The sequence below is a fragment of the Kordiimonas laminariae genome (genome assembly GCF_023008165.1).
Lineage (GTDB): Bacteria > Pseudomonadota > Alphaproteobacteria > Sphingomonadales > Kordiimonadaceae > Kordiimonas > Kordiimonas laminariae.
Genome location: NZ_JAKQZA010000007.1, coordinates 95,094 through 117,341 on the forward strand (window position 1 = coordinate 95,094; position 22,248 = coordinate 117,341).

Annotated in this window: 22 protein-coding genes; 4 read left to right on the plus strand and 18 right to left on the minus strand. The window is 47.1% G+C overall.

The window, feature by feature from the left end:
• Positions 1–210 precede the first annotated feature (210 nt).
• The gene (yaaA, locus tag MF542_RS14515) at positions 211–984 is read right to left on the minus strand and encodes a peroxide stress protein YaaA (protein WP_247020722.1); all 774 of its coding nucleotides are present in this window, start codon (positions 982–984) and stop codon (positions 211–213) included.
• A 14-nt stretch (positions 985–998) separates the two neighbouring features.
• A complete protein-coding gene (locus MF542_RS14520) occupies positions 999–2,201 on the minus strand; it encodes an MFS transporter (protein ID WP_343264895.1) in 1,203 nt (400 codons plus the stop codon).
• A 217-nt stretch (positions 2,202–2,418) separates the two neighbouring features.
• Here MF542_RS14520 and MF542_RS14525 point away from each other — a divergent pair, with 217 nt between their 5' ends.
• Both MF542_RS14525 and MF542_RS14530 read left to right on the plus strand, forming a co-directional pair.
• Positions 2,419–2,838: a DoxX family protein gene (locus tag MF542_RS14525; RefSeq protein WP_247020726.1), complete on the plus strand. Its 420-nt coding sequence runs from the start codon at positions 2,419–2,421 to the stop codon at positions 2,836–2,838.
• Positions 2,839–2,863: 25 nt separating this feature from the next.
• Entirely contained in the window at positions 2,864–4,147 is a 1,284-nt protein-coding gene (locus tag MF542_RS14530) for a cystathionine gamma-synthase family protein (RefSeq protein ID WP_247020728.1), read from the plus strand.
• Positions 4,148–4,209: 62 nt separating this feature from the next.
• Here MF542_RS14530 and MF542_RS14535 read toward each other — a convergent pair whose 3' ends face one another.
• From MF542_RS14535 to MF542_RS14555, 5 genes are all read right to left on the minus strand, one after another.
• Entirely contained in the window at positions 4,210–4,677 is a 468-nt protein-coding gene (locus tag MF542_RS14535) for a hypothetical protein (protein ID WP_247020730.1), read from the minus strand.
• Between the two features lie 92 nt (positions 4,678–4,769).
• Positions 4,770–6,347, minus strand: coding sequence for a sensor histidine kinase (locus tag MF542_RS14540; RefSeq protein ID WP_247020731.1), 1,578 nt, complete (start codon positions 6,345–6,347; stop codon positions 4,770–4,772).
• 113 nt (positions 6,348–6,460) lie between these two features.
• Complete coding sequence (locus tag MF542_RS14545) at positions 6,461–6,880, minus strand: VOC family protein (RefSeq protein ID WP_247020733.1); 420 nt, start codon at positions 6,878–6,880, stop codon at positions 6,461–6,463.
• A gap of 1 nt (position 6,881) precedes the next feature.
• Positions 6,882–7,352, minus strand: a complete 471-nt coding sequence (locus MF542_RS14550; protein ID WP_247020735.1) for a GAF domain-containing protein — start codon at positions 7,350–7,352, stop codon at positions 6,882–6,884.
• Positions 7,353–7,562: 210 nt separating this feature from the next.
• On the minus strand, positions 7,563–8,480 hold the full coding sequence (locus MF542_RS14555; RefSeq protein WP_247020737.1) for a hypothetical protein: 918 nt from the start codon (positions 8,478–8,480) through the stop codon (positions 7,563–7,565).
• A 112-nt stretch (positions 8,481–8,592) separates the two neighbouring features.
• Here MF542_RS14555 and MF542_RS14560 point away from each other — a divergent pair, with 112 nt between their 5' ends.
• Positions 8,593–9,255 (plus strand): Fe2+-dependent dioxygenase, encoded by a 663-nt coding sequence (locus MF542_RS14560; protein WP_247020739.1) that lies wholly within the window; start codon positions 8,593–8,595, stop codon positions 9,253–9,255.
• 56 nt (positions 9,256–9,311) lie between these two features.
• Here MF542_RS14560 and MF542_RS14565 read toward each other — a convergent pair whose 3' ends face one another.
• A complete protein-coding gene (locus MF542_RS14565; RefSeq protein ID WP_247020741.1) occupies positions 9,312–10,331 on the minus strand; it encodes a Fe(3+) ABC transporter substrate-binding protein in 1,020 nt (339 codons plus the stop codon).
• Positions 10,332–10,403: 72 nt separating this feature from the next.
• A complete protein-coding gene (locus MF542_RS14570) occupies positions 10,404–11,453 on the minus strand; it encodes an ABC transporter ATP-binding protein (protein ID WP_247020742.1) in 1,050 nt (349 codons plus the stop codon).
• Positions 11,454–11,601: 148 nt separating this feature from the next.
• Between MF542_RS14570 and MF542_RS14575 the strand changes: the two genes are divergently transcribed.
• Positions 11,602–13,233: an ABC transporter permease gene (locus MF542_RS14575; protein WP_247020744.1), complete on the plus strand. Its 1,632-nt coding sequence runs from the start codon at positions 11,602–11,604 to the stop codon at positions 13,231–13,233.
• Here the strand turns inward: MF542_RS14575 and MF542_RS14580 are convergent, their stop codons facing one another.
• From MF542_RS14580 to MF542_RS14620, 9 genes are all read right to left on the minus strand, one after another.
• Positions 13,234–13,788, minus strand: coding sequence for a YceI family protein (locus tag MF542_RS14580; RefSeq protein WP_247020745.1), 555 nt, complete (start codon positions 13,786–13,788; stop codon positions 13,234–13,236).
• A complete protein-coding gene (locus MF542_RS14585; RefSeq protein WP_247020747.1) occupies positions 13,788–14,399 on the minus strand; it encodes a cytochrome b in 612 nt (203 codons plus the stop codon). Before MF542_RS14585 ends, MF542_RS14580 begins: the two co-directional genes overlap by 1 nt.
• 2 nt (positions 14,400–14,401) lie before the next feature.
• A complete protein-coding gene (locus MF542_RS14590; protein WP_247020749.1) occupies positions 14,402–15,019 on the minus strand; it encodes a YceI family protein in 618 nt (205 codons plus the stop codon).
• 221 nt (positions 15,020–15,240) lie between these two features.
• The gene (locus tag MF542_RS14595; protein WP_247020751.1) at positions 15,241–15,684 is read right to left on the minus strand and encodes a hypothetical protein; all 444 of its coding nucleotides are present in this window, start codon (positions 15,682–15,684) and stop codon (positions 15,241–15,243) included.
• An 8-nt stretch (positions 15,685–15,692) separates the two neighbouring features.
• Complete coding sequence (locus MF542_RS14600; protein ID WP_247020753.1) at positions 15,693–16,952, minus strand: sulfite oxidase; 1,260 nt, start codon at positions 16,950–16,952, stop codon at positions 15,693–15,695.
• A 216-nt stretch (positions 16,953–17,168) separates the two neighbouring features.
• Complete coding sequence (gene lpdA, locus MF542_RS14605; protein ID WP_247020754.1) at positions 17,169–18,560, minus strand: dihydrolipoyl dehydrogenase; 1,392 nt, start codon at positions 18,558–18,560, stop codon at positions 17,169–17,171.
• Positions 18,561–18,562: 2 nt separating this feature from the next.
• Positions 18,563–19,870, minus strand: a complete 1,308-nt coding sequence (locus MF542_RS14610; RefSeq protein WP_247020756.1) for a dihydrolipoamide acetyltransferase family protein — start codon at positions 19,868–19,870, stop codon at positions 18,563–18,565.
• Complete coding sequence (locus MF542_RS14615; protein ID WP_247020758.1) at positions 19,870–20,886, minus strand: alpha-ketoacid dehydrogenase subunit beta; 1,017 nt, start codon at positions 20,884–20,886, stop codon at positions 19,870–19,872. Before MF542_RS14615 ends, MF542_RS14610 begins: the two co-directional genes overlap by 1 nt.
• Before the next feature lie 3 nt (positions 20,887–20,889).
• Complete coding sequence (locus MF542_RS14620) at positions 20,890–22,116, minus strand: thiamine pyrophosphate-dependent enzyme (RefSeq protein WP_247020760.1); 1,227 nt, start codon at positions 22,114–22,116, stop codon at positions 20,890–20,892.
• Between the last annotated feature and the right edge of the window lie 132 nt (positions 22,117–22,248).

The window sequence follows — 22,248 nt, forward strand, 5'->3', positions numbered from 1 at the left end:
GATGAATGTAATGTTATTATATAAACTAAGTTTATACCAGCCCTAAACCTGCTTTAATTGTATTAAATATAGTTAAAGCAGCATCACAAATAGAATACGCGCAATCGATGGAACTCTTCGCGCCTGGTTATGCTGACACGAAGTAGATACTAAACATGATTTCAATGCAGAGCCCCACTTTACCGGGCAATTAATGCACTTTTAAAAGATCTATGGCTGTGGGCGCTGGAATACCCACTTTTTACCGTCAGACAAATCAGGTTGGAATGTATAACCACCTTCACTGAAAGCTTTTAGTGCTTCAGGGTTATCAATGCGGTTATCAATTACATAGCGAGCCATCATACCGCGGGCCTTTTTGGCAAGGAAAGATACCACACGTGCTTTACCATCTTTTACATCCTGAAACACGGGCGTAATGATCTCGGCCTTGAGAGCCTTTTGATCTACAGCCTTAAAATATTCATTAGATGCCAGATTGATCAGCACTTGGTGCTCTACGCCTGCCATATCCTTATTCAGTGCCTTTGAAATCAGGTCGCCCCAGAAGGCGTATAGATTAGCACCGCGCTCACTTGTAAACTTGGTACCCATCTCCAGCCTGTAGGCCTGCATCAAATCAAGCGGCTTCAATAGCCCGTAAAGGCCTGACAGAATACGAATGCGGCCATTTGCATACTCGCGGTCTTCGTCGTTCAATGTTGCGGCATCAAGGCCTACATATACATCACCCTGAAATGCATCTATGGCTGGACGTGCGTTAGTTGGAGTGAAAGGCGTTTTAAAAGCCTTAAACCGCTGCACATTCAACTCCGCGAGATTATCCGAAATCCCCATCATAGCCTTGAGGTCTTCAGCCTTCAGAGTTTTAGCTACTTTCACCAGTTTTTTAGCCTGTGTAAGCATCGCAGGGGTATCTGCATCCGTACGGAGGTTTTCACTTTCGAAATCAAGTTTCTTTGCGGGAGAAAGAACGATAAGCATGACGAATTTCCACTTTAATTAACTAATGATGCTGCCTTACGAGGCTCTAACCACAAAGCCCACCAGAGCGTCACCAGTGAGGCTATTACCAGCATCACAAACGCGGCCTGATTAACGAGGCTCCAACCATATGTATCCAAGATAATGCCCGCAGCGAAGGATGCAACCGCAGACATGCCGAACACGAGAAATTCATTAAGCCCCTGCACTCTCCCTTTCTCTGCATCTGAATGAACTTGAGTGAGTAAACTACTGCCTCCGATAAAACAGAAATTCCACCCAAGACCAAGAGCAATAAGTGCCACAGAAAACTGCCAAATCTGAATACCTGAAAGAGCCGTTATAAAAGCGATAGCAAACATCACATGCCCTAATAACAAAATTGGAACCAGTCCGAAACGGCTGATTAAATGCCCCGTAAATAGGCTTGGCAGAAACATGGCAATAACATGCCCCTGAATAACTCTGGCGCTCACATTTGTACCAAACCCGCAAGCCTCAATAGCAAGTGGGGTTGCTGTCATCACAAAACTCATCATCGCGAAGCCTAATGCGCCGTTTATGACGGCCACAATAAATTTAGGTGTTCTGACAATTTTTGATAGCGGGCGAGTTTCCCCTTTATCTTCAGTGTTCTGAACAGTTAGCGGCTTATCCAGAGGCTTAAGAAAAGCAATGGGTACAAAAATCAGTGTTGTCATCATCACAACAAAAACAAACGCGCCCATAAAACTGTACGGTGCAAAACTATCATTCAGATAAAGTGTTGCGGACGGAGCAAATACCGCAGCAATAAGCCCACCAACAAGCACGAGAGAAAGCGCACGTGGTGCATGGGTCGCAGGAACGCTTTCAGCAGCAGCAAAACGGTAATATTGCGCGCTTGACTGAAACGGCCCCAACAGTGCCATCGCTGCACAGAGCATATAAAAATCACCAAAATACAGAGACGCCGAAGCAACAAGCCCCGCGAGTAAACCAAACCCGGCACCAAGCCGAAAACCAAATCGCCTAGAATACCGCTGCATGAGCATTGACATAGGCCCGGTTGAAAGTGCTGTGGCTGCAATTACCAGCGAGGTTGGAAGCGTGGCAAACTTTGGGTCAGCAGCCAATAATTTCCCGGCAAGACCAGAGAAGGTTACCGCTGTCATGGACACGGCTAGAAAACAAGCTTGGGCAAACAAAAGTAAAAAAACATTTCTATTCTGAAGCACGCGTAAAACTCTCTGAATTATTGAATATTCAATGGCTAAACATTAGTGGCTGATTGCGCAAACAAATTCGCCCAAAGCCCTATAACACTTTCCATTAAGTGCTGAAAACCCGCACAAATTAAGGGATTCCATTAATTAGCCCACAAGTGCAGATTTCAGTTGCAAAGGAAACTTTTTTCACCGACAAAGATTTCTAAACGTCAAGGAAATAACGCTTATGAACAGGTCCACTTTCTTTTCAGTATTCGGCTGGGTTGCTGCCATCATCCTTATTATCTTTTTCGGATTTGTTGGTAGTATCAAATTCGTTGGCTGGCATGTTGAGATGACACAGAACTTCCTTGGCTATTTCGAGCGTTTTGGCTTGAACCGTGAACTTATGGCAATAGTCGGCGCTATTGAAACCTTCAGTGCGGTTACCTTGGTGTTGTACCGCAGACACTGGATTGCTTCATATGGCGCTTTGGGCATTATGATCACATCTATCGGCGCCATTGGTTTTCATTTGATATACGACAGTGTTGCAGAAGCAATTCCCGCGATCACGACATATGCACTTTCCACCTACGTATTCAGCCAAAACCTTGATATTCTAAAAGCAAAGTTTGCACCTAAAGAAACAACCGAAGAACAATAATAAAATCCAACAGAGGGATATCCCAATGACAAAAGATTACCGTAAAAAATCAATCGGTAACCACCGCCTGAGCCCCGAAACACAAATGATGGGTTATGGCTATGACCCAAAACTCTCGGAAGGTTCTCTAAAGCCACCGGTATTTATGACATCCACATTCGTGTTTGATAAAGCACAAGACGGTAAAGAGTTTTTTGAGCTTGCATACGGCAAACGCGAAGCGGAACAAGGTGAAGAGCCAGGCCTGATTTATTCCCGTATCAATAATCCAAACCTAGAAGTTCTAGAAGATCGGTTGGCATTGTGGGAAAACGCTGATAAAGGCCTTACTTTCTCAAGCGGCATGGCGGCGATTTCTACTTGTCTTTGGGCGCATCTTCGCCCTGGTGATGTGATTGTGTATTCTGCGCCAATCTATGGCGGTACAGAGTATCTTATCCGTAATATTCTACCGGAATACGGCATCAAAGCTGTTGAATTTGAATCTGGCGGCACAGAGCCAACACTTGAACCAGCTATCGAAGAAGCGAAAAAGCTTGGCCGTGTTGCAGTAATTTATACAGAAACACCAGCCAATCCAACGAATGGCCTTGTTGATCTAAATGCCTGCCGTGACGCTGCCGATAAACTTGGTGAAGAAACAGGCACACGCCCTGTTATTATGACAGATAACACCTTCCTTGGCCCAGTATGGCAGCACCCGCTTGAGCATGGTGCGGATATTGTTATCTACTCACTTACAAAATATGTGGCTGGCCACTCTGATGTTGTAGCAGGTGCAGCTGTCGGTAGCGCTGAACGTATGGGCCCTGTCGCAGGCTTCCGTACAATCCTCGGCACAATGTGTGATCCGCACACTGGTTGGCTGATTATGCGCTCTCTTGAAACGCTTAAACTCCGTATGTCAGCTGCTTCTGAGAATGCTAAAAAGATTGCTGAATTCCTCCGAGATCACCCTAAGGTCGGTAAAGTTCATTACCTTGGTTTCCTTGAAGAAAACCACCCATGTTACCGCATTTTCAAAGAGCAATGTGGCGGTCACGCAGGTGCAACATTTGCCTTTGATGTAAACGGTGATGAAGCTGCGGCGTTCCGCGTGCTTGATGCACTCCAGGTTATTAAACTTGCGGTAAGTCTAGGCGGTACAGAAAGCCTTATGGAACATCCATTCGCTATGACACACTCTGATGTACCTGATGACGTAAAAGAACGCCTCGGTATTACAGAGTCCATGCTCCGCATTTCTGTTGGTGTTGAAAACGCTGATGATCTGATCGCTGATCTATCCCAAGCGCTAGACGCAATGTAATTAAAAAAGGGAAGTAAGCCCACCGCTTGCTTCCCTTTCTACCCTCGCCCGTTTTCCTCGGGCTACTTCATAATTTCTTTCTTAAACTCGGCGCAATCACCATCATGGTGCATATCAATGCCGTACAGGAATTTCCAACCATCCTTCGATTTAGCCAATGTGAACTGGTTAATACCGCACCCAACAAACTTACCTTTATAAGTAAGCTCAAACGGCGCCCAAACAGTCGCCAGTTCTGGTGATGCAGAAAGTGTTTTCACACCAAACACCTGTTCATCAGCATCGCCATCTTCCTGCGTATCAACCCAACTAATCCAGCGTTCAAAAGTGCCTTGCTGTAACGTGCCATCTGGTTTCAAACGGTCAAGCCGTGCGTCTGCCACCACCATTTCGCGGATAGCACCACCATTACCGGCGCGCATCGCATCAAAAAGTTTGATAACCATATCTTCAGGACTTACGTCACTTGCCCCTGCAGCGGTTGATGAAAGAGCCATAAGTGCCCCAACCATTACATGTTTCTTAATCACCGTATTTCCCCTCACTTCCACATTCACCGATATAGAAAGAACGAGCGAAACAAAAGCGATATTATTCCTTGCTAAACGAAGGTTAAAACGGCTTAAGCTTCTTCGATAATGCGTTCATTTGGAAGGTAAATGGTAAAGCTCGAGCCAACATCCATGGTGCTTTCAAGCTCAACCCTGCCATCATGCATATCAACAAAAACCTTCACCAATGCAAGACCAAGGCCTGTGCCTTCATGGTTTTTACTAAGCGCTGATGCAGCTCGTACAAATGGTGAGAAAACCAATTCCTGATCTTCTTTTGGAATACCAATACCGCTGTCTTTAACGTTAATTGCTAACTCACCGCTATCTGTAACCCAAGAGGCGATTTGCACATTATTGCCACCTGCCGGAGTAAATTTCACAGCATTAGACAGGAGGTTAAGAACAGATTGTTTAAGACGTAAACGGTCTCCGTTAACTTTAGGTAGGTCTTCATTTGGGGGTAACTTCAGGTCGATCTGGAAACCTTTTTGCAGCGCCTGCCCACCAATAAGCGCAAGGCTTTCATGGAACATTTTCACCACATCAACAGTTTCTTCTTCCATGTTGAACTGGCCAGCTTCAATTTTAGCCAAATCAAGCACCTCACCCAGAATATCGGAGAGATGTTCACTGGAGTTTCGAATGTCCTGAAGATACTCACGGTATTTTTCATGACCAATTGGCCCGAACATCTGATCAGCCATAATGCTTGAGAAACCAATAATCGCATTAAGCGGTGTGCGGAGTTCGTGGCTCACGTTTGCAAGGAACACACTTTTCGCTCGGTTCGCGGCTTCGGCCTGCTCTTTAGTAACCAAAAGCTCCATAGTGGTTTTCTTGGTACGCTCAACTTCCTGTTCAAGTTCCCAGGACCGTTTACGTAGTGTTTCCTCAGACGATGAAAGTGCTTTGTTTGTTGATCTAAGGTTATCAATAAGCACCTGCACCGCATCAAAAGACAGGTTAATCTGGCTCGCAAGAAGGCCAAGCTCATCTTTGCGGTGTTTTTTATGAACCGCGATCCTTTGTTCTCTAGGTTGTTCAGGGTTAATCGCAGAAATCTTTTCCACAATCTGAACAAGGGATTTTGTAAGCCCTTGGTGGAACGCGAAATAAAGGAGAAGCACGAGCAAAAGGTTGCGTACAAGCCCTGACATAAAGGTTGTTACAGCACGCGAGAAGAAAGGCTGCAAACCCACAGCTCGGTCAACTACAACGCGCAAGCTGCCTGGCTGATCCGCCATGGTATCTGGTAGTTCAAGTTCACGTTCGTAGGTGGAAATATCTGTGATTAACTGCCTGGCGACCCGTACACTATTTGTGCCGAAACCTGAGGTATCCTGCTGGTCTGCAGAAAGTACGGCTCCGTGATCATCAAGGATAGCCGCTTCCGCGATATAATCATATTCCATCAGGCCGGAGACAACCTCTGTCGCCAAATCGGAATCAAGGATAAGTACAGCTCGTGTCGCAGCTTTTTGCGCCACCGCCAAACTTTTATTCACCTTCTGATCAAGCAGATCACCTTCTTCAAGATAATCAAGATACACCTGACCGGCTGATAAGATTAAACCTACAACAAATGCAATAATTACTGCTGTACGCGCTAGCTTAAACGATAATCTGTCTGACCAATGCAGTTTCAAGAAAAAATCCCCTGCGATTCCACTCTTAACATTATACCTTGGTGAACAACCCTAAATATTCGGTTTACAGAAACCGATAATCTCGCCTATTGACAAAAAAAACGGTATTTTTTTTACCACTTGCCGATATTCTCCATCGAAGCCCACGGTTCCTGCGGTTCTAGGCGTCCACCTTTTTGTAATAGCTCGATAGAAATATTATCCGGGCTCCTGATAAAGGCCATATATCCATCGCGCGGAGGGCGATTAATAACCACGCCTTTATCCATCAAACGTTGACAGGTTTCGTAAATATCATCCACCGCATAAGCTAGATGACCAAAGTTACGGCCCTCATCATATTCTTCCGGATCCCAGTTATATGTAAGCTCTACCTGAGCATCCTCGTTGCCTTCAGCCGCGAGGAAAACAAGCGTGAAACGCCCTGCTTCCACTTCTTTCCGGCCTACTTCCCTAAGCCCAAGCTTGTTACAGTAGAAATCCATAGATTCTTCAAGGTTCGTTACCCGAACCATTGTATGGAGATATTTCATCTTATTTTCCTGAGAAAACTTTACCAAGAATGCGTTCGAGCCATTCTTTATCTGTTTCATCAAATGCTGCGTGCTGTTCTGAATCCACATCAAACACAGCGATTAGCTCACCAGCTGTGTTTATCACTGGCACAACAATTTCACTGTTCGAGCGGCTATCACAGGCAATATGATTTGCTAATGCATGCACATCTTCAACCACTTGGGTTTCAAGGGTTTCAGCAGCTGTACCACATACACCGCGACCAAATGGAATGCGCAAACACCCAAGCGTACCTTGATAAGGCCCAACAACCAGCACACGTTCCTGCGCTGGATCAACTACATAAAAGCCAGTCCAGAAATAAGTTTCCGGAAAGGCGAGCGATAGCAGGCAAGAAACAGTTGCCATTTGCGCTGTTACATTCTCTTCGCCTTCAAGAACCGCCAAAATCTGGCTTTCTGTGGTTTGGTATATGTCCTGCTTACTCATCACACATCCATAGTCTTTAATTTATACAAGGCCAACACCCCTAAAGGTTTAACACCTTCACTTATACGATTGGATATTTGCCTACCATATTTAGAAAGTAGTTGCAGAGATTTTATTGCGAATATGTGAACAAAACCAAGATTTATACTGTTCGGCATAAAAAAAGCCCCGGAAAAACCGAGGCTTCGTCTTTTCTATGCTTTTGTAGATTTATTCTAGGCCAAGCGCCAAGAGCTCAATCTGTGAAGCGGCGCCATAAAGCTGGCCAGCTTCTGTTGTCAACGTTTCTGGAGGCATAATACCCGGCCAAAGTGGTTTCAAACCTTCAATGATAGCTACCGCTTTACCAACAACCTCTTCCTCAGCAGCAGTAGATTTAGAAGATGTCTCAAGAATAGCCTTCGCGATGTTTGTGAAACCGAATGCATCCTGATATTCGTGTGCATTCTGCATTTTACCGTCTACAACAGCAATTGCATACTCTTCACCAGCCGTGCGGAGAAGCGCAACAGCAAGCTTCAACTTTTCAGCAGCAGTGCCGCTTGCCGCAGATACAAAGCCTTCATTCTTCGCAATTGCGGCTGTTACAGTTGCATAACCAGCAGCCACGGCCGCATCACCTTTTTCGCCCTCAACAGCTGTTGCAAGCATTTCAAGCTCTTCAGCAAATCCTTTAGAGCCGCGTGCTTCAAACGCAGGTACAACTTCAGCATAAAGCTCACTCTTCGGGTGCTTCATATGCATTTTAGCGTGATCGATATGGCCTGCTTTATAAAGCTCATTACCCACAAAAAGGTGGCCGCGCATAAGGCCAAGTTGTGTTAGGTATGCCAGATCATCTTTCGCGAGTTCAGCATCAGAAGCAGCGCCTTCGCCCTCTCCTTCTCCCTCGCCTTCACCAGCAGGGGCAGGGGCAGCGTCACCCTCGCCCTCACCTTCTCCTTCGCCTTCACCGCCAGAAGAAGCAACTTGTGATGTTTGGGAACCGTCAACAACAACCTGATGGCCTTCGCCTTCACCTTCCCCCTCGCCTTCACCTTCTCCGCCTGTGGCACAGCCGCTCAGCGCTGTAACACTAGCAAAGGCAATAGCGCTCATATTCGTCCAAAGCTTGGTACGCTTTTCCATTGATCCTACCCCTTCAAAATTGACAAAAAAACATGCGGGTTTAATTTAGTTGATCGGCAGATTAATCATGATTAATCTATTTTGCAAACAATTCTCATTATTATAAAAGATCATGCAAATTTTTCTCGATAATATCTTAGATTCCCACACACTCAAGGCCATTACAGATTCTTTATCAAATGATGCGCTTTATGAGGACGGAAAGAAAACCGCAGGCCGCACCGCGCGCCGGGTGAAATCAAACCTTCAGGCTCGCCCTGATGCTGTTGAAGTGAAAGGGGCCTTAAAACTTATTGAGAAAGCGCTGATGAATCATCCTGTATTCAAAGCGGCTGCACTCCCTCAGAAATTCGCGAAACTCATGATCAACCGGTACGGCCCCGGTATGCAGTATGGCACGCATGTGGATGACCCGATTATCGCTGGCACACGCACTGATCTTTCTTTCACCTTGTTCTTGTCTGATCCAAAAACATACGAAGGTGGTGAGCTGGTACTCTGCAAGCATGATGGGGAAGAAAAGGTAAAACTGCCTAAGGGCGCGCTTACCCTCTACCCGTCCACCACACTACACCATGTAGCTGAAGTAACAGAAGGCACCCGCATCGCCGCCGTTGGGTGGGTGCAAAGCCGTGTTCGCCTTGCCGAGCATAGAGAAATTCTGTTTGACCTGCATACGGCGCTCGCGCAGCTGCCAGACACAGACGAAAACCTCGAGGCTCGCATGCAAACTCTCAAGGCAAAAAGCAACCTCACCCGCCTTTGGGCAGATTAGGCAAATAAAAAAGGGAGCTAAACAGCTCCCTTAAATCACTCTATGGCGTTTAAAACCTAGTTCCAGCCCGCGCGGTCAAAGATACGTACAGCAGCAGCTTGGTTTATACCCAGTTCACTTGCATTAATTGTATCTTCCTTGAACTCGCCCATCTGCTTCACAACATCAGTAACATTCGCGCCCTTAACAACCGGGTACTCATTATTACCTTCAACAAACAGGTATTGAGCACGGTTTTCTGTTAGGTATTCAATGAATTTGATCGCGTTTTCACGGTTTGGTGCATACTTAAGCACACCCGCACCGCTGATGTTCACGTGTGTACCTGATGTTTCCTGGTTCGGATAGATCACACCAACCTGTTTGCCCACTTCATTACCGCTTGCAAGCAAACGTGCCAGATAATAGGTGTTCACAATTGAAAGTTCACACTCACCGGAAGCCACCGCACGGATGTTTGCTGTATCATTCCCTTGTGGACGGCGGCGGAAGTTTGCCACAACGCCTTTTGTCCATTCTTCCGCTTTCTCTTCACCAACGCGGCCAACCATAGCAGCGAGAAGCGAGATATTATAAATATTGGAAGACGAACGAACGCAAATCTGACCTTTAAACTCAGGCTTCGCCAGATCTTCATAAGTGTTCAGGCCTTCAGGCTTACCTTTTGCGGCATTATAAATAATCACGCGAGCACGCTTGGAAAGACCATACCACTGACCTTTCGGGTGACGAAGATGTGCTGGCACACGCTCTTCCAGAACAGCAGACGTAAACGGTGCGAAGATACCTTTTTGCTCTGCGCGGTACAGACGCCCAGCATCCACAGTAATGAGAATATCAGCAGGGCTGTATTTACCTTCGTTCAGGATACGTTCAATGAGCGTATCGCTCGCTGCTTCAATCAAGTTAACTTTAACGCCTGTCTGTTTTTCAAAATCAGCGTAAAGCGCGAGATCAGTATCATAGTGGCGTGCGCTATATACATTCACAACACCATCCGCATTTGCTGAGCTCGCGAACAAGCCTGTTACTGCCATCGCTGCGGCCATTGCTGTCTTCGTAAATTGGCGAATCATGGTATCCCCTATTTTCTTTCATATTTATTGATAGTAATTATCAATAACAAAATTAATTGTCCAGCCTCTGGATTATTTTTGGTGATGGAAAACGAAGAATTCCTTCGAAGCAGCAGAGAGACGAACATTATCCCCTACTGAAAGGTTATCTGCGTTTGGAACCGACACTCGAAGTGGAGCAAGGGATGGTGCCGCCTCAACCGGCAACAAAAACACCAACCAACTGCTTCCAACAAAGCGAATATCTGCAATACGAAGCGATGCTTCTTCCACCTTTTCTAACTTAAGGCCACTTGGCCGTACAACGAGCGTACAATTCTTACGTTCAGATGTGTCAGCCTTAGGGCAGCCAATGCTGCCGTAATCCGTGAGGTAACCAGTTTCTGTGCAAAGCGCGGGAATGGTTTGCGCATTCCCAAACAGCCCAGCCACCGTTGGATCAACCGGGTTTTCATACAGTTCCTTAGGCGTAGCCGCCTGAACAATTTTCCCGGCATCAAGCACTGCGATCACATCCGCCATTTCCATCGCCTCTGATGGATCATGCGTTACAAGGATTGTGGTTGTCCCACTTTCCTTAAGCGTACGGCGCGCAGATTCCCTGAGCGCACGGCGGAGTGTGCTATCAATACTTGCGTATGGTTCATCCATCAACAGAACGCGCGGCTTTGGTGCGAGTGATCTTGCCAGCGCTACACGTTGTTGCTGCCCACCTGAAAGGGTGTGGGGATACCTGTTTTCAAAATCCGGCAGCCCGATGGACTTCAAGAGGCTTGAAGCAATTGCCTCTTTTTCCGCTCTGGTCTTTCCCTCAAGACCAAAAGCGATATTCTCCGCAAGGGTCATATGCGGAAACAGTGCATTTTCCTGAAACATTAAACCAACAGGGCGATCTTCTGGCGCGGGTTCATCCCCCGGTGTTGCCAGTGTTTCACCGTCTACCAAAATCTCACCAGCCTGAAGTGGCTCAAGGCCAGCAGCTAAACGCAACATAGTACTTTTACCGCCACCTGACGGGCCTAAAAGACAGGTGATTTCACCAGCTTTTGCTTCGAGGTTTACATTCTTCAGAACGGCGTTATCACCGTAAGCATGAGAAATATTTTGGAAAGTTAAGGTCATAAACAGGAAATGCTTTGTCTTTTTACTTGAAATTGAACCCTAATCTAATGAAGAAGATATTCCAAGCCTGCTTCATAGTGTGAGACGGATTATCACAGGGTATTCATTTCACCAAGAAGATAGGCGCTTTTTAGTTCGGGATTGTTTTATGAAAAAACTCAGTGGCACAAGTTATGGATGGCAGCTTTCAAGTTTGCTGATTTCCACTCTTATCGCTGTGCCAATGGTGTTTATTATCATAAGCCTGTTTTCCGGTTCTGACCCTGCATGGACCCACCTGAAGGAAACAATCCTACCAAGCTATATTGGCAACACAGTTCTATTGATGGCACAGGTTGCCCTCTATTCCACCATTATAGGTGTCTCCACCGCATGGTTAACTGCAGCCACACAGTTCCCGGGTAGGAAATTCTTCTCCTGGGCGCTTATGCTGCCGCTCGCTGCCCCTGCTTATATCGTGGCCTATGTGTATACCGACCTGCTTGATTTCAGTGGCCCCGTGCAAACTGCTTTCAGAGCGATCACTGGCTATGAAGCGGGGGATTATATGTTCCCGCAAATTCGGTCATTAACAGGTGCAGCCCTTATGCTGAGCCTTGTGCTCTATCCTTATGTTTATATGCTGGCGCGAGCTTCCTTTGTTCAGCGATCCGCTACCCTGTTTGATGCCGCACGCACGCTGGGCGCCCGTCCACTAAAGGCATTCTTCAAAATCGCTCTACCTGCTGCGCGCCCCGCAATCGCCGCGGGCCTAGCGCTTGTACTGATGGAAACACTCGCTGATTTTGGCGTGGTGGAATACTTCGGCATCCCCACCTTCTCCACAGGTATTTTCAGAACATGGTTCGCGATGGGGGAGAAAATGGCAGCCATGAAACTGGCAGCCGTGATGTTCATTATCGTGGCATTCCTTGTTGTGCTTGAGAAATGGAGCCGTAAGGGGACCACGCAAAGCGCCCATGCCCGTGATGCTGCCATGAACCGCGCACCACTTAAGGGCATGCAAGCCGTTGGTGCTGTTTTAATCTGCGCGCTTCCTGTGCTTCTTGGATGTGTAATTCCGCTCGCAGTTCTCGGCAATCTAGCCATCACTGTGGGTGACCCAAAACTCGGTTATGATTTCAGCGAATTCACCATTAACAGCATTTCGGTTGCAGGGATGGCCGTTGGTGTCGCCCTCATTGCGGCACTTATGCTTACGTATGCACAGCGTATTGCACCAACAAAAACAACGACGGGCGCCATTCAAATCTCCACTCTTGGCTATGCTCTTCCCGGTGCGATGCTCGCGATCGGCTTACTTGCGCCACTTTCCCAACTTGATCGCTGGTTGGCTGAATTCTTTGAAACCACCTTTGATTGGCGCTCTGGCCTTTTGCTTACTGGCACAGTGACAACACTGGTATATGCCTATGTAGTACGCTTCCTGACAGTAGCCTACAACACCACCTCAAGCGGACTTGAGCAGATACCACCGATTTATGATCAAGCGGCACGCAGCCTTGGCGCAAAACCATTCAGACTAGTGAAAGAAATCCATTTCCCCCTAATGCAGCGCTCAGTGGTAGCAGCAGGTATTTTAATTTTCGTGGATACAATGCGAGAGCTACCGGCAACTCTACTTCTAAGGCCGTTTAATTTTGAAACGCTGGCAACACGAGTTTACCGTTTGGCGGGGGATGAACGCTTGGCGGAAGCTTCCACTGCCGCCATCGCGATTGTTTTAATTGGCCTGATCCCGGTACTTACACTGAATAAGCTGACAGACCGAAAACACTGATTAGTGGGAAGCCACCACTTTAATCTTCAGCTCAATATTTTTTGAAACCCACGCAGCATCGGCGTCTGACTGCACACCAAGATCGTAAGCGATACGATCAATCGAATGGCTCGCATTCATTTCGGCAATATTGCCGCTCGTATCCAGCGTAAACGCAAGGGTAAGCGGTAAGGTTTTATCACGGATTTGAAGTGTTCCTTCAGCCGTATAAGCATTCCCGCCTGTGTGGGCGAAAGTTACCGCTTCAAAAACAGCTGTTTTAAACGTATCAACCTTGAACCAGTCCTCACCTTTCAAAGTACCGTCATAAAGGCCGTTGCCTGTTTTCGCTGTTGATGGATCAAAAGTTACTTTCACCTTTGAAGCCGCAAGATTCGAGGCATCAAAATTGATATCTGCCTGCCATTTTTCAAATACGCCGGTAAATTCATTCCCTGCATGGGTACCGCCAAAACGTACCTCGCTTTTGCTGTGATCCACTTTCCAATCCGCCGCAAAAGAAGCGCCAGCAATCAATACAGATGCAATGGCACCAATTATAAAGTTTTTTATCATTATTCTTCTTCTCGCTGTACTGGAGTTTTCAGGAACGGCAGCATGCGCACAAGCGTATTATCTTTTGCAATTACATGATGCTTCAGTGCTGCACCAATATGCAGAACGATAAGTGCGATACCGCCATATGCAATCACTTCATGCATTTCCTTGAACACACCTTCCCATTCCTGTTTGCCCGCCATATCAAGGCTTGAAAGCGCATGCAGATGCGGTACTTCAAACTGGTTGAAATACATGGTTGGAAGGCCCCACGGGCTTGCAGAAACCATCAACCACCCCGTTATGGGAAGGCCAATCATCAAGGCATAAAACAGAAAATGAGTGGTGTGTGCCGCCATACGTTCCCATGCAACCATGCCTGACGGCATTGCTGGCGCCTTATGGGTAAAGCGCCAGATAAGGCGAACAACACTAAGCACCAACACCGTAAGGCCGATTGATTTATGGATTTGGTAAACCTCAAACGCAGTTGCCTGAGTTTCCTTTTCCTTAATCGCGCCTGTCATCCAGATACCTGCTGCCATCAAACCAATAATCGCAAAAGCAATCAACCAGTGCAGAAGGATGGCAACTTTGGTGTAACGCTCTGTATTATTCGCCGCGCTCATAATTACTTAGCTTTCTGAAATTCAGCGTCGATATTGAAGGTAACTTCATCACCGATGTAAGGCACAAGGTGTGTGAAACCAAATTCAGAACGCTTCAATGTACCTGTTGCGTTAAAACCAACCGCTGGTACTTTCGCAAATGGATGAGCATCTGTTGCGCCAATAAGCGTTGCATCAAGTGTCATATCTTTTGAAACACCCAGCATTGTTACTGTGCCGTGGATTTTCGCTGTTTTATCGCCTGTTTTTTCAACAGATTTGGAAACAAACTCAATCTTCGGGAACTTGCTGCTGTTCAAAAATTTAGGATCGTTCGCGATTTCACCGTTGAAATCGGTCTCGCCCGGATAATCTGTTTCAACAGATGTCACATCAATCACTGCCTTCACAGATGATTTGCTTACATCATCTACATCAAGGTTTAGATCAATATCAAACTTAGTAAAACGTGCATTGTAAACTGAGAGGCCCAGGTGGCTGATTTTCCATGTCACGCTCGCATGTGTTGGATCAACTTTATAAACACCTGATGGCGCCGCTACATCAGCTGCCATTACAGGCGCAGCGATTGAACCAAGTGCGAGAGATGCACCAATTACAGCCGTTTTTAGTAACTTCATTATAAAACTCCTCGTCTGAATGTGTTTTGCATACTCTCACAGTGCGAATTCAATCACGAGAACCTACAAAAAATGTATCAACATTCTGATTTTATTGACAAACGACAGGCCCGAATACTCAACACCGACAAACCTGCAAATTTTCACATTACAAACTTAGGGAGATTTTTCTGCTCACAAAAGCGCGATTTTTGCGACAATGCGTTCCAAAATTTGGAACACTATTCCTTATTTGAAGAAAAATGTTCTACGAGATAACGATGGATAAGCGCACGTTCTTCTGCTTCCAGTTCTGGCATATTCTGCTTTTCAACCATCCAATTGAGAAGATAATCCCATCGTTCTGGCGTCACACGCTGCTGCATCACAATCGCCAAACTATGGCAAGAAGCACAGTAAGCAGCCACCTCTTCATACCCTTCTGTGCGCGGTAAACCCCAATAATCATCATTCGGGTCAAACTTGCTACTACGCGCGATCGCAGAACGTTTAATCAAAGGATCAAGGGCGTTAAAGGTATCTTTGTACTGGATAGAGCCATCATAGACAGCGGCCATAGCTTCCACACGAGTATTCCGGTGCTCTTGCAGCTCCTTATCTACTTCCGGTATCTCTGCTTCGCTACACGCAGCGAGCATCAATACACTGATTATAACAGCACGCATCAAAGCACCTAAACCGCAAATACAGCAACACGGTGCTGCATGTTATTCAGATATCCTTTAGGGTTCCAGCCAGGCACCACTGAAGGCTGGCTTGTTCCAGTATGATCTGTAGCTCGTGCCCAAACCTCATAATATCCAGCCTTCGGGAAGGTAAGCATTGCCTTCCAGTGCTGCCACGCGAATTTATTCACTGGTTTATCCAGTTTCGCTTTTTGCCATGTAGCGCCGAAATCAATAGAGACTTCCATCTCAGATACATCACCCTGCCCGGACCATGCATGACCGCGGATTTCAATCTCTTCCCCCAGCTTCACGCGACTACCCGTTACAGGGTATGTAACCAGCGATTTCACAGGCATTTCGTGGATGATAACCATATCCTCCTTTGGCACTTCCGTACCCGGGCTAACAGGGTACGCAGGCATACGGTATGCCGTACCTGTCATCTTCGGACCATCATGGATTTGGTCTCTGATTTGAATACGCTTAAGCCATTTCTGTGAGCATGAGCCCGGCCAACCCGGCACCACTAGACGCATCGGAAAACCATTAAGCACAGGAAGCGGTTCACCGTTCATCTCGAACGCAATGATGCTATCTTCTTCTAAGGCTTTAGCAATTGGAACACCTCGCGAGATTGGCGCTTTCTCAGGATCACCAGACAAGTGCATATCCACACTGTGGTGGGCTGTGTAAACGGCTGTATCTTTAACGCCAGCTTTCTTCAGCACGTCACGGAGGCGTACCCCTGTCCACTGAGGGCACCCGATAGCACCTAACGACCACTGGTTACCAGAAGCGCCCGGTTCATAGAACTTACGGCCATTGCCGCCGCATTCTATCCACAGCTGTTTGGTAACCACTTCAAAATTACGTTTTAGGTCTGCAATCGACAACGTTAGAGGCGTTTCAACTTCACCATCAATAGTGATTGTCCAACTATCAGCTGGGTGCTCTTCATAATCCGGCACAATACCGTTATTGCGTACAAACAACCTGCTTGCAGGTGTGATAGCATCATCCAACAAATGCGCTGGTGTTTCCATGTTAATCGGGCGAGCATTGAGCAGCGTGAGACCTTCCTTCTGGACAATAAGCGCTTCATCATCCAACCCAACATCGTCATTCGCATAAGCGACAGGCAATAGGCCTTTAGGCATGTTCTTCAAAAATGGAATATCTGTGCCAAGCATGAAAGCGGCGGAACCAACGCCCCCCAACAACAGCTTTCTGCGTGAAATATTCATTGCCGCCTTTTTATCTGCCATGTTTGCCTCCCAAAACTCGGTAAATTAGTAGCAAGCTCTTACAGAGAAGAATTAAACGCAAGAAGAAACATAAAAAACAACAGTTTTGTGAAATACTAATACTGTATTTTAGAAATTATTTTTAACTACATTCTATCTAGCGGAAATTATTAGGTTAGAAATGCAAAAAGCCGAGCACCTGAGTGCCCGGCTTTGGAATTTAAGGAGCTCCAGACCTTAGATATGTAGAGCGTGTCCAAGGGCTTTAAGCGCTGCTTCCTGGAAACCTTCACTTTGTGTTGGGTGCGCATGAATTGTACCTGCCACATCTTCAAGACATGCACCCATTTCAAGGGCAAGTGAGAAGGCCGCTGAAAGTTCAGCAACACCTTTACCCACAGCCTGAATACCAAGCACAAGGTGGTTATCTTTACGCGCAACGATACGAACAAAACCAGTTTCAGCTTCCATTGTCATCGCTCGGCCATTAGCTGCGAACGGGAAGACACCGATTTTAGTTTCATAACCCGCAGCTTCCGCTTCTTCAGGTGATAGGCCAGCTGTCACGATTTCAGGGTCTGTGAAACAAACGGCTGGGATAGAAACTTTATCGAACGTGCGGTTCATGCCAGAGATGATCTCAGCAACCATTTCACCCTGTGCCATGGCACGGTGGGCCAGCATTGGCTCGCCTGTTAGGTCACCAATCGCATAAACGCCTGTCATGGATGTTTCGCATTTGTCGTTAATCGCAACAACGCGGCCATTCATGGTTAGATCAAGCTCTTCAAGACCAAAGCCTTCTGTTTTCGCACGGCGACCAACAGTTACGAGAATTTTACTTGCTTCCAGTGTTTTATCACCATCTGTTGTTTCAACAGTAAGCGCGGTACCGTCTTCGTTAGCTGCTTTAGCCTTCGTATTCAGAAGCACTTCAATACCAAGGTCTTTAAGGCTCGCCATAATCGGCTTAGAAAGATCAGCATCATACTGTGGCAGGATACGCTCAGCAGCTTCAACAACTGTAACTTTCGCACCCATTTTCGCGTATGCTGTACCTAGCTCAAGGCCGATATAACCACCGCCGATAACCACCAACTTCTCAGGCACACCATCAAGCGAAAGCGCTTCTGTAGAAGAAATAATATTACCACCAAATGGCAGGCTTGGGATTTCAACAGGCACACTACCAGTTGCCAAGATTACATTCTCAGCCTTGATAGTTACGTCGCCCTCATCGGTTGCCACCAAACAAGTTTTACCGTCAACCATCTTGCCCCAGCCTTTAACAAGCTGTGCTTTGTTCTTTTTAAGAAGGCCAGCAACACCACTGTTCAAGCGCTTTACGATGCTGTCTTTCCATTCAATGGTTTTAGACAAATCAATAGATGGCGCCCGAACACTGATACCCAGCACATTTTCACCAGTGAAATGCATGGATTTTTCAAATTCATCAGCAGCGTGAATAAGGGCTTTAGACGGAATACAGCCAACATTCAGGCATGTACCGCCCGGTGCCTGCCCATCTACAATCACGGTATCAAGACCAAGCTGCCCCGCACGAATAGCAGCAACATAGCCCCCCGGCCCCGCGCCAAGCACGAGAACTTTACAGTTAATCGTTTTCATAATTAGCGCTCCATGAAGAGAGTTGCAGGGTTTTCAAGCAGTTGCTTAATACGCTGGATAAATTCAGCAGCATCCCAACCATCAATAATGCGGTGATCAAACGATGAAGAAAGGTTCATCATCTTACGCGGTACAAAACCACCATCACGCCATTCAGGGCGGGTCGCTACTTTGTTCACGCCAACAATCGCAACTTCTGGGCTGTTCATCACAGGTGTAGAAACAATGCCGCCCATCTTACCGAGGCTTGAAAGCGTGATTGTTGAGCCTGTCAATTCCTCGCGAGAGATAGAACCATCACGCGCAGCATTTGCAAGGCGTTTTGCCTCGTTCGCAAAATCATTGATTTCCATTGCTTCACAGTGGTTCAGCACTGGCACCATAAGGCCGCCTGGTGTTTGCGCAGCCATACCAATATGAACACCGCCATATGTGTAAAGCATGTCATTGCCGTCATCATAGTGGCTGTTCAGCTTTGGATAATCTTTGATCGCCATAACCATCGCCTTCATGATGAAAGGCAGGATTGTTAGCTTCGGATCATCTTCCTTACGTGTCGCGTTCATATGCTCACGCAGTTCTTCAAGCGCTGTTACATCAATCTCATCAACATAAGTGATGTGCGGAATACGCTGTTTGGCATCCTGCATACGCTCAGCAATTTTGCGGCGCAGGCCGATAACTTTTGTCTCTTCAACAGATGTATCAGCACGCTTTGATGAACCACCAACCGGTGCAGAAGCGCCAGAGATATAATCTTCAAGATCTTCGTGCGTGATACGGCCTACAGGGCCAGTACCAAAAACATACTGTAGTTTCACACCTGCATCAGCGGCACGTTTGCGCACAGCAGGAGAAGCGATTGGCTTCTCACCTTCCTTGCGTGGTGCGCCAGATGTTGCTTTCTTTGCAGAAGCCACTGGCTTCTTCACAACAGCGGTTTTCTTTGGCGCAGGAGCTGGAGCCGGCTCAGCTTTCGCTTCAGGCTTTACTTCTTCTTTCGGCGCTTCTTCAGCAGCAGGTGCTGGCGCGTCAGCTTCAGCCGAAATCATCGCTTCGTTGCCTTCACCTTCCACTTCAAGTGTGATAATCACGGCGCCAACTGGTGTCATATCACCGATTGTGCCAGAGATTTCTTTCACCACACCATCAACCGGGCTTGGGATTTCAACCGTTGCTTTGTCTGTCATTACAGCAGCGAGAACGTCATCCTCTTTGACAACGTCACCAACGCTTACATTCCATTCTACGATTTCAGCTTCGGTAATACCTTCACCAACATCTGGCATCTGGATTTTATGCAGTCCCATTATACCGCCTCCATCATAGCTTTGAGTTCACGGCCAACACGTGCTGGACCAGGGAAATAATCCCATTCCTGTGCGTGTGGGTATGGTGTGTCGTAACCGGCTACACGAACAACCGGGCTTTCAAGGTGGTAGAAGCAACGCTCCTGAACCTGAGCCGCAAGCTCAGCACCAAAACCAGATGTTTGTGTTGCTTCATGAAGCACCATGCAGCGGCCTGTTTTCTTCACTGATTCAACAATCGCATCCACATCAAGCGGTAGCAGTGAACGCAGGTCAATGATTTCAGCATCAATGCCTGTTTCTTTCACAGCAGCTTCTGCAACATAAACCATCGTGCCGTATGTAAGGATAGTAACGGCTTTCCCTTCACGGAAAGTAGAAGCTTTACCAATCTCTACAGTGTAATGGCCTTCAGGCACATCACCAAGCGGGTGCTTGGACCAGTTGCTCGCAGGGCGATCATGGTGCCCATCGAACGGACCGTTATACAGGCGCTTTGGCTCAAATACGATTACAGGATCAGGATCTTCCATCGCCGCAATCAACAGGCCTTTTGCATCATATGGGTTTGACGGAATAACCGATTTCACACCAGCAACGTGGGTGAAAAGTGATTCCGGGCTCTGGCTGTGTGTCTGCCCGCCAAAGATACCACCACCAACTGGAGTACGGATCGTAATCGGTGCTGTAAACTGCTCGCCAGAACGGTAACGAAGGCGTGCTGCCTCTGATACAATCTGGTCATACGCTGGATAGATATAATCAGCGAACTGGATTTCGACACATGGACGCAAGCCATAAGCAGCCATACCAATCGCCGCACCTACAATACCGCTTTCGTTAATCGGGCTATCGAACACACGGTTCTTGCCGTATTTATCCTGAAGGCCGTGCGTACAGCGGAATACACCACCGAAATAACCAACATCTTCACCGAACACGACAACATTGTCGTCTTCAGCCATTTTCACATCCATTGCATCGCGAATGGCTTCAATCATAGACATTTGCGGCATTGGTTATACTCCCATCTTCTGGCGCTGTTCGCGCAGATGTGGCGGTAGTTCTTCAAACACCGCTTCAAACATATCTTTCGGGCTTGAACCTGCGCCCATAACGCCGTGCGATTCAGCTTCTTTAGTTGCTACGCGCACTTCTTCGTCATACTCGCTTTCAGCCTGAGCATGACGCTCTTCTGACCAAAGGCCACGAGCAATCAGGTGATTCTTGAGGCGAAGGATCGGATCACCAAGCGGCCACGCTGTTGATTCTTCTTTCGGACGGTACTTAGACGGATCATCTGATGTTGAGTGTGGAGCCACACGGTATGTTACCCATTCGATAAGAACAGGACCAAAGCCGCGGCGAGCACGTTCAATCGCCCAGCGAGATACAGCATAAACCGCAAGGAAATCGTTACCATCAACACGGAGGGATGGAATATCATAGCCGTGCGCACGTTCAGCGAATGTCGCTTCATCACCACCTGCGATACCGCGGAAGCTTGAGATCGCCCACTGGTTATTCACAATATTGAAAACAACTGGTGGCTTATAAACAGAAGCGTTCACAAGCGCTGAATGGAAATCATTCTCAGCTGTTGAACCATCACCAATCCACGCAGAAGCGATTTTTGTATCGCCTTTGATTGCAGATGCCATCGCCCAACCAACAGCGTGGATGAACTGTGTGCCAAGGTTACCAGAAACCGTGAAATAATCGTGGCTGCGTGCACTATAAAGAATAGGCAGCTGGCGGCCCTTCAGCGGATCTTTCTCGTTAGACAGGATCTGGTTGATCATATCTTCCATTGGGTAATCAGTCGCAAGCAACAAGCCCTGCTGACGGTATGTAGGGAAGTTCATATCGCCTTTTGTTTGCGCCAACTTGTGCGCAATTGCGATAGCTTCCTCGCCAGTACACTTCATGTAGAAGGATGTTTTACCCTGACGCTGAAGTGTCATCATACGCTCATCAAACGCACGCGTACGGATCATCGCCTTAAGGCCATCAAGCAATACATCATCATCGATACCCTCAGCCCAAGGGCCAACCGCTTCGCCATCACGGTTCATCACACGGATGATTGTTGTTGCCAAATCCTTGATTTCCTGCGGGCGGCAATCAATCGCTGGTTTGCGTGCGCTACCGGCATCAGGAATAATCAGTTTGGTAAAATCAGGTTCATCACCCGGGCGGCCTGTTGGTTCAGGCACATAGAACTTCAGCGGTTCATAATCCGACATAGCGTTAAGACCCTAGACTGTTTCTGTGACAATACGTCAGCAATGCTGACTTAATTTTCGCCGAGAATGCAATTTTTTTTCGCGAATTACAAGGGGAATCATTTGTGTTCACGGGCTGGTTACCAACAGGCA

Coding starts and splice junctions, on each gene's coding strand:
- yaaA (WP_247020722.1), bottom strand. CDS start 984: ATGCTTATCGTTCTTTCTCCCGCAAAGAAACTTGATTTCGAAAGTGAA.
- MF542_RS14525 (WP_247020726.1), top strand. CDS start 2,419: ATGAACAGGTCCACTTTCTTTTCAGTATTCGGCTGGGTTGCTGCCATC.
- MF542_RS14530 (WP_247020728.1), top strand. CDS start 2,864: ATGACAAAAGATTACCGTAAAAAATCAATCGGTAACCACCGCCTGAGC.
- MF542_RS14545 (WP_247020733.1), bottom strand. CDS start 6,880: ATGAAATATCTCCATACAATGGTTCGGGTAACGAACCTTGAAGAATCT.
- MF542_RS14550 (WP_247020735.1), bottom strand. CDS start 7,352: ATGAGTAAGCAGGACATATACCAAACCACAGAAAGCCAGATTTTGGCG.
- MF542_RS14555 (WP_247020737.1), bottom strand. CDS start 8,480: ATGGAAAAGCGTACCAAGCTTTGGACGAATATGAGCGCTATTGCCTTT.
- MF542_RS14560 (WP_247020739.1), top strand. CDS start 8,593: ATGCAAATTTTTCTCGATAATATCTTAGATTCCCACACACTCAAGGCC.
- MF542_RS14565 (WP_247020741.1), bottom strand. CDS start 10,331: ATGATTCGCCAATTTACGAAGACAGCAATGGCCGCAGCGATGGCAGTA.
- MF542_RS14570 (WP_247020742.1), bottom strand. CDS start 11,453: ATGACCTTAACTTTCCAAAATATTTCTCATGCTTACGGTGATAACGCC.
- MF542_RS14575 (WP_247020744.1), top strand. CDS start 11,602: ATGAAAAAACTCAGTGGCACAAGTTATGGATGGCAGCTTTCAAGTTTG.
- MF542_RS14580 (WP_247020745.1), bottom strand. CDS start 13,788: ATGATAAAAAACTTTATAATTGGTGCCATTGCATCTGTATTGATTGCT.
- MF542_RS14585 (WP_247020747.1), bottom strand. CDS start 14,399: ATGAGCGCGGCGAATAATACAGAGCGTTACACCAAAGTTGCCATCCTT.
- MF542_RS14590 (WP_247020749.1), bottom strand. CDS start 15,019: ATGAAGTTACTAAAAACGGCTGTAATTGGTGCATCTCTCGCACTTGGT.
- MF542_RS14595 (WP_247020751.1), bottom strand. CDS start 15,684: ATGCGTGCTGTTATAATCAGTGTATTGATGCTCGCTGCGTGTAGCGAA.
- MF542_RS14600 (WP_247020753.1), bottom strand. CDS start 16,952: ATGGCAGATAAAAAGGCGGCAATGAATATTTCACGCAGAAAGCTGTTG.
- lpdA (WP_247020754.1), bottom strand. CDS start 18,560: ATGAAAACGATTAACTGTAAAGTTCTCGTGCTTGGCGCGGGGCCGGGG.
- MF542_RS14610 (WP_247020756.1), bottom strand. CDS start 19,870: ATGGGACTGCATAAAATCCAGATGCCAGATGTTGGTGAAGGTATTACC.
- MF542_RS14615 (WP_247020758.1), bottom strand. CDS start 20,886: ATGCCGCAAATGTCTATGATTGAAGCCATTCGCGATGCAATGGATGTG.
- MF542_RS14620 (WP_247020760.1), bottom strand. CDS start 22,116: ATGTCGGATTATGAACCGCTGAAGTTCTATGTGCCTGAACCAACAGGC.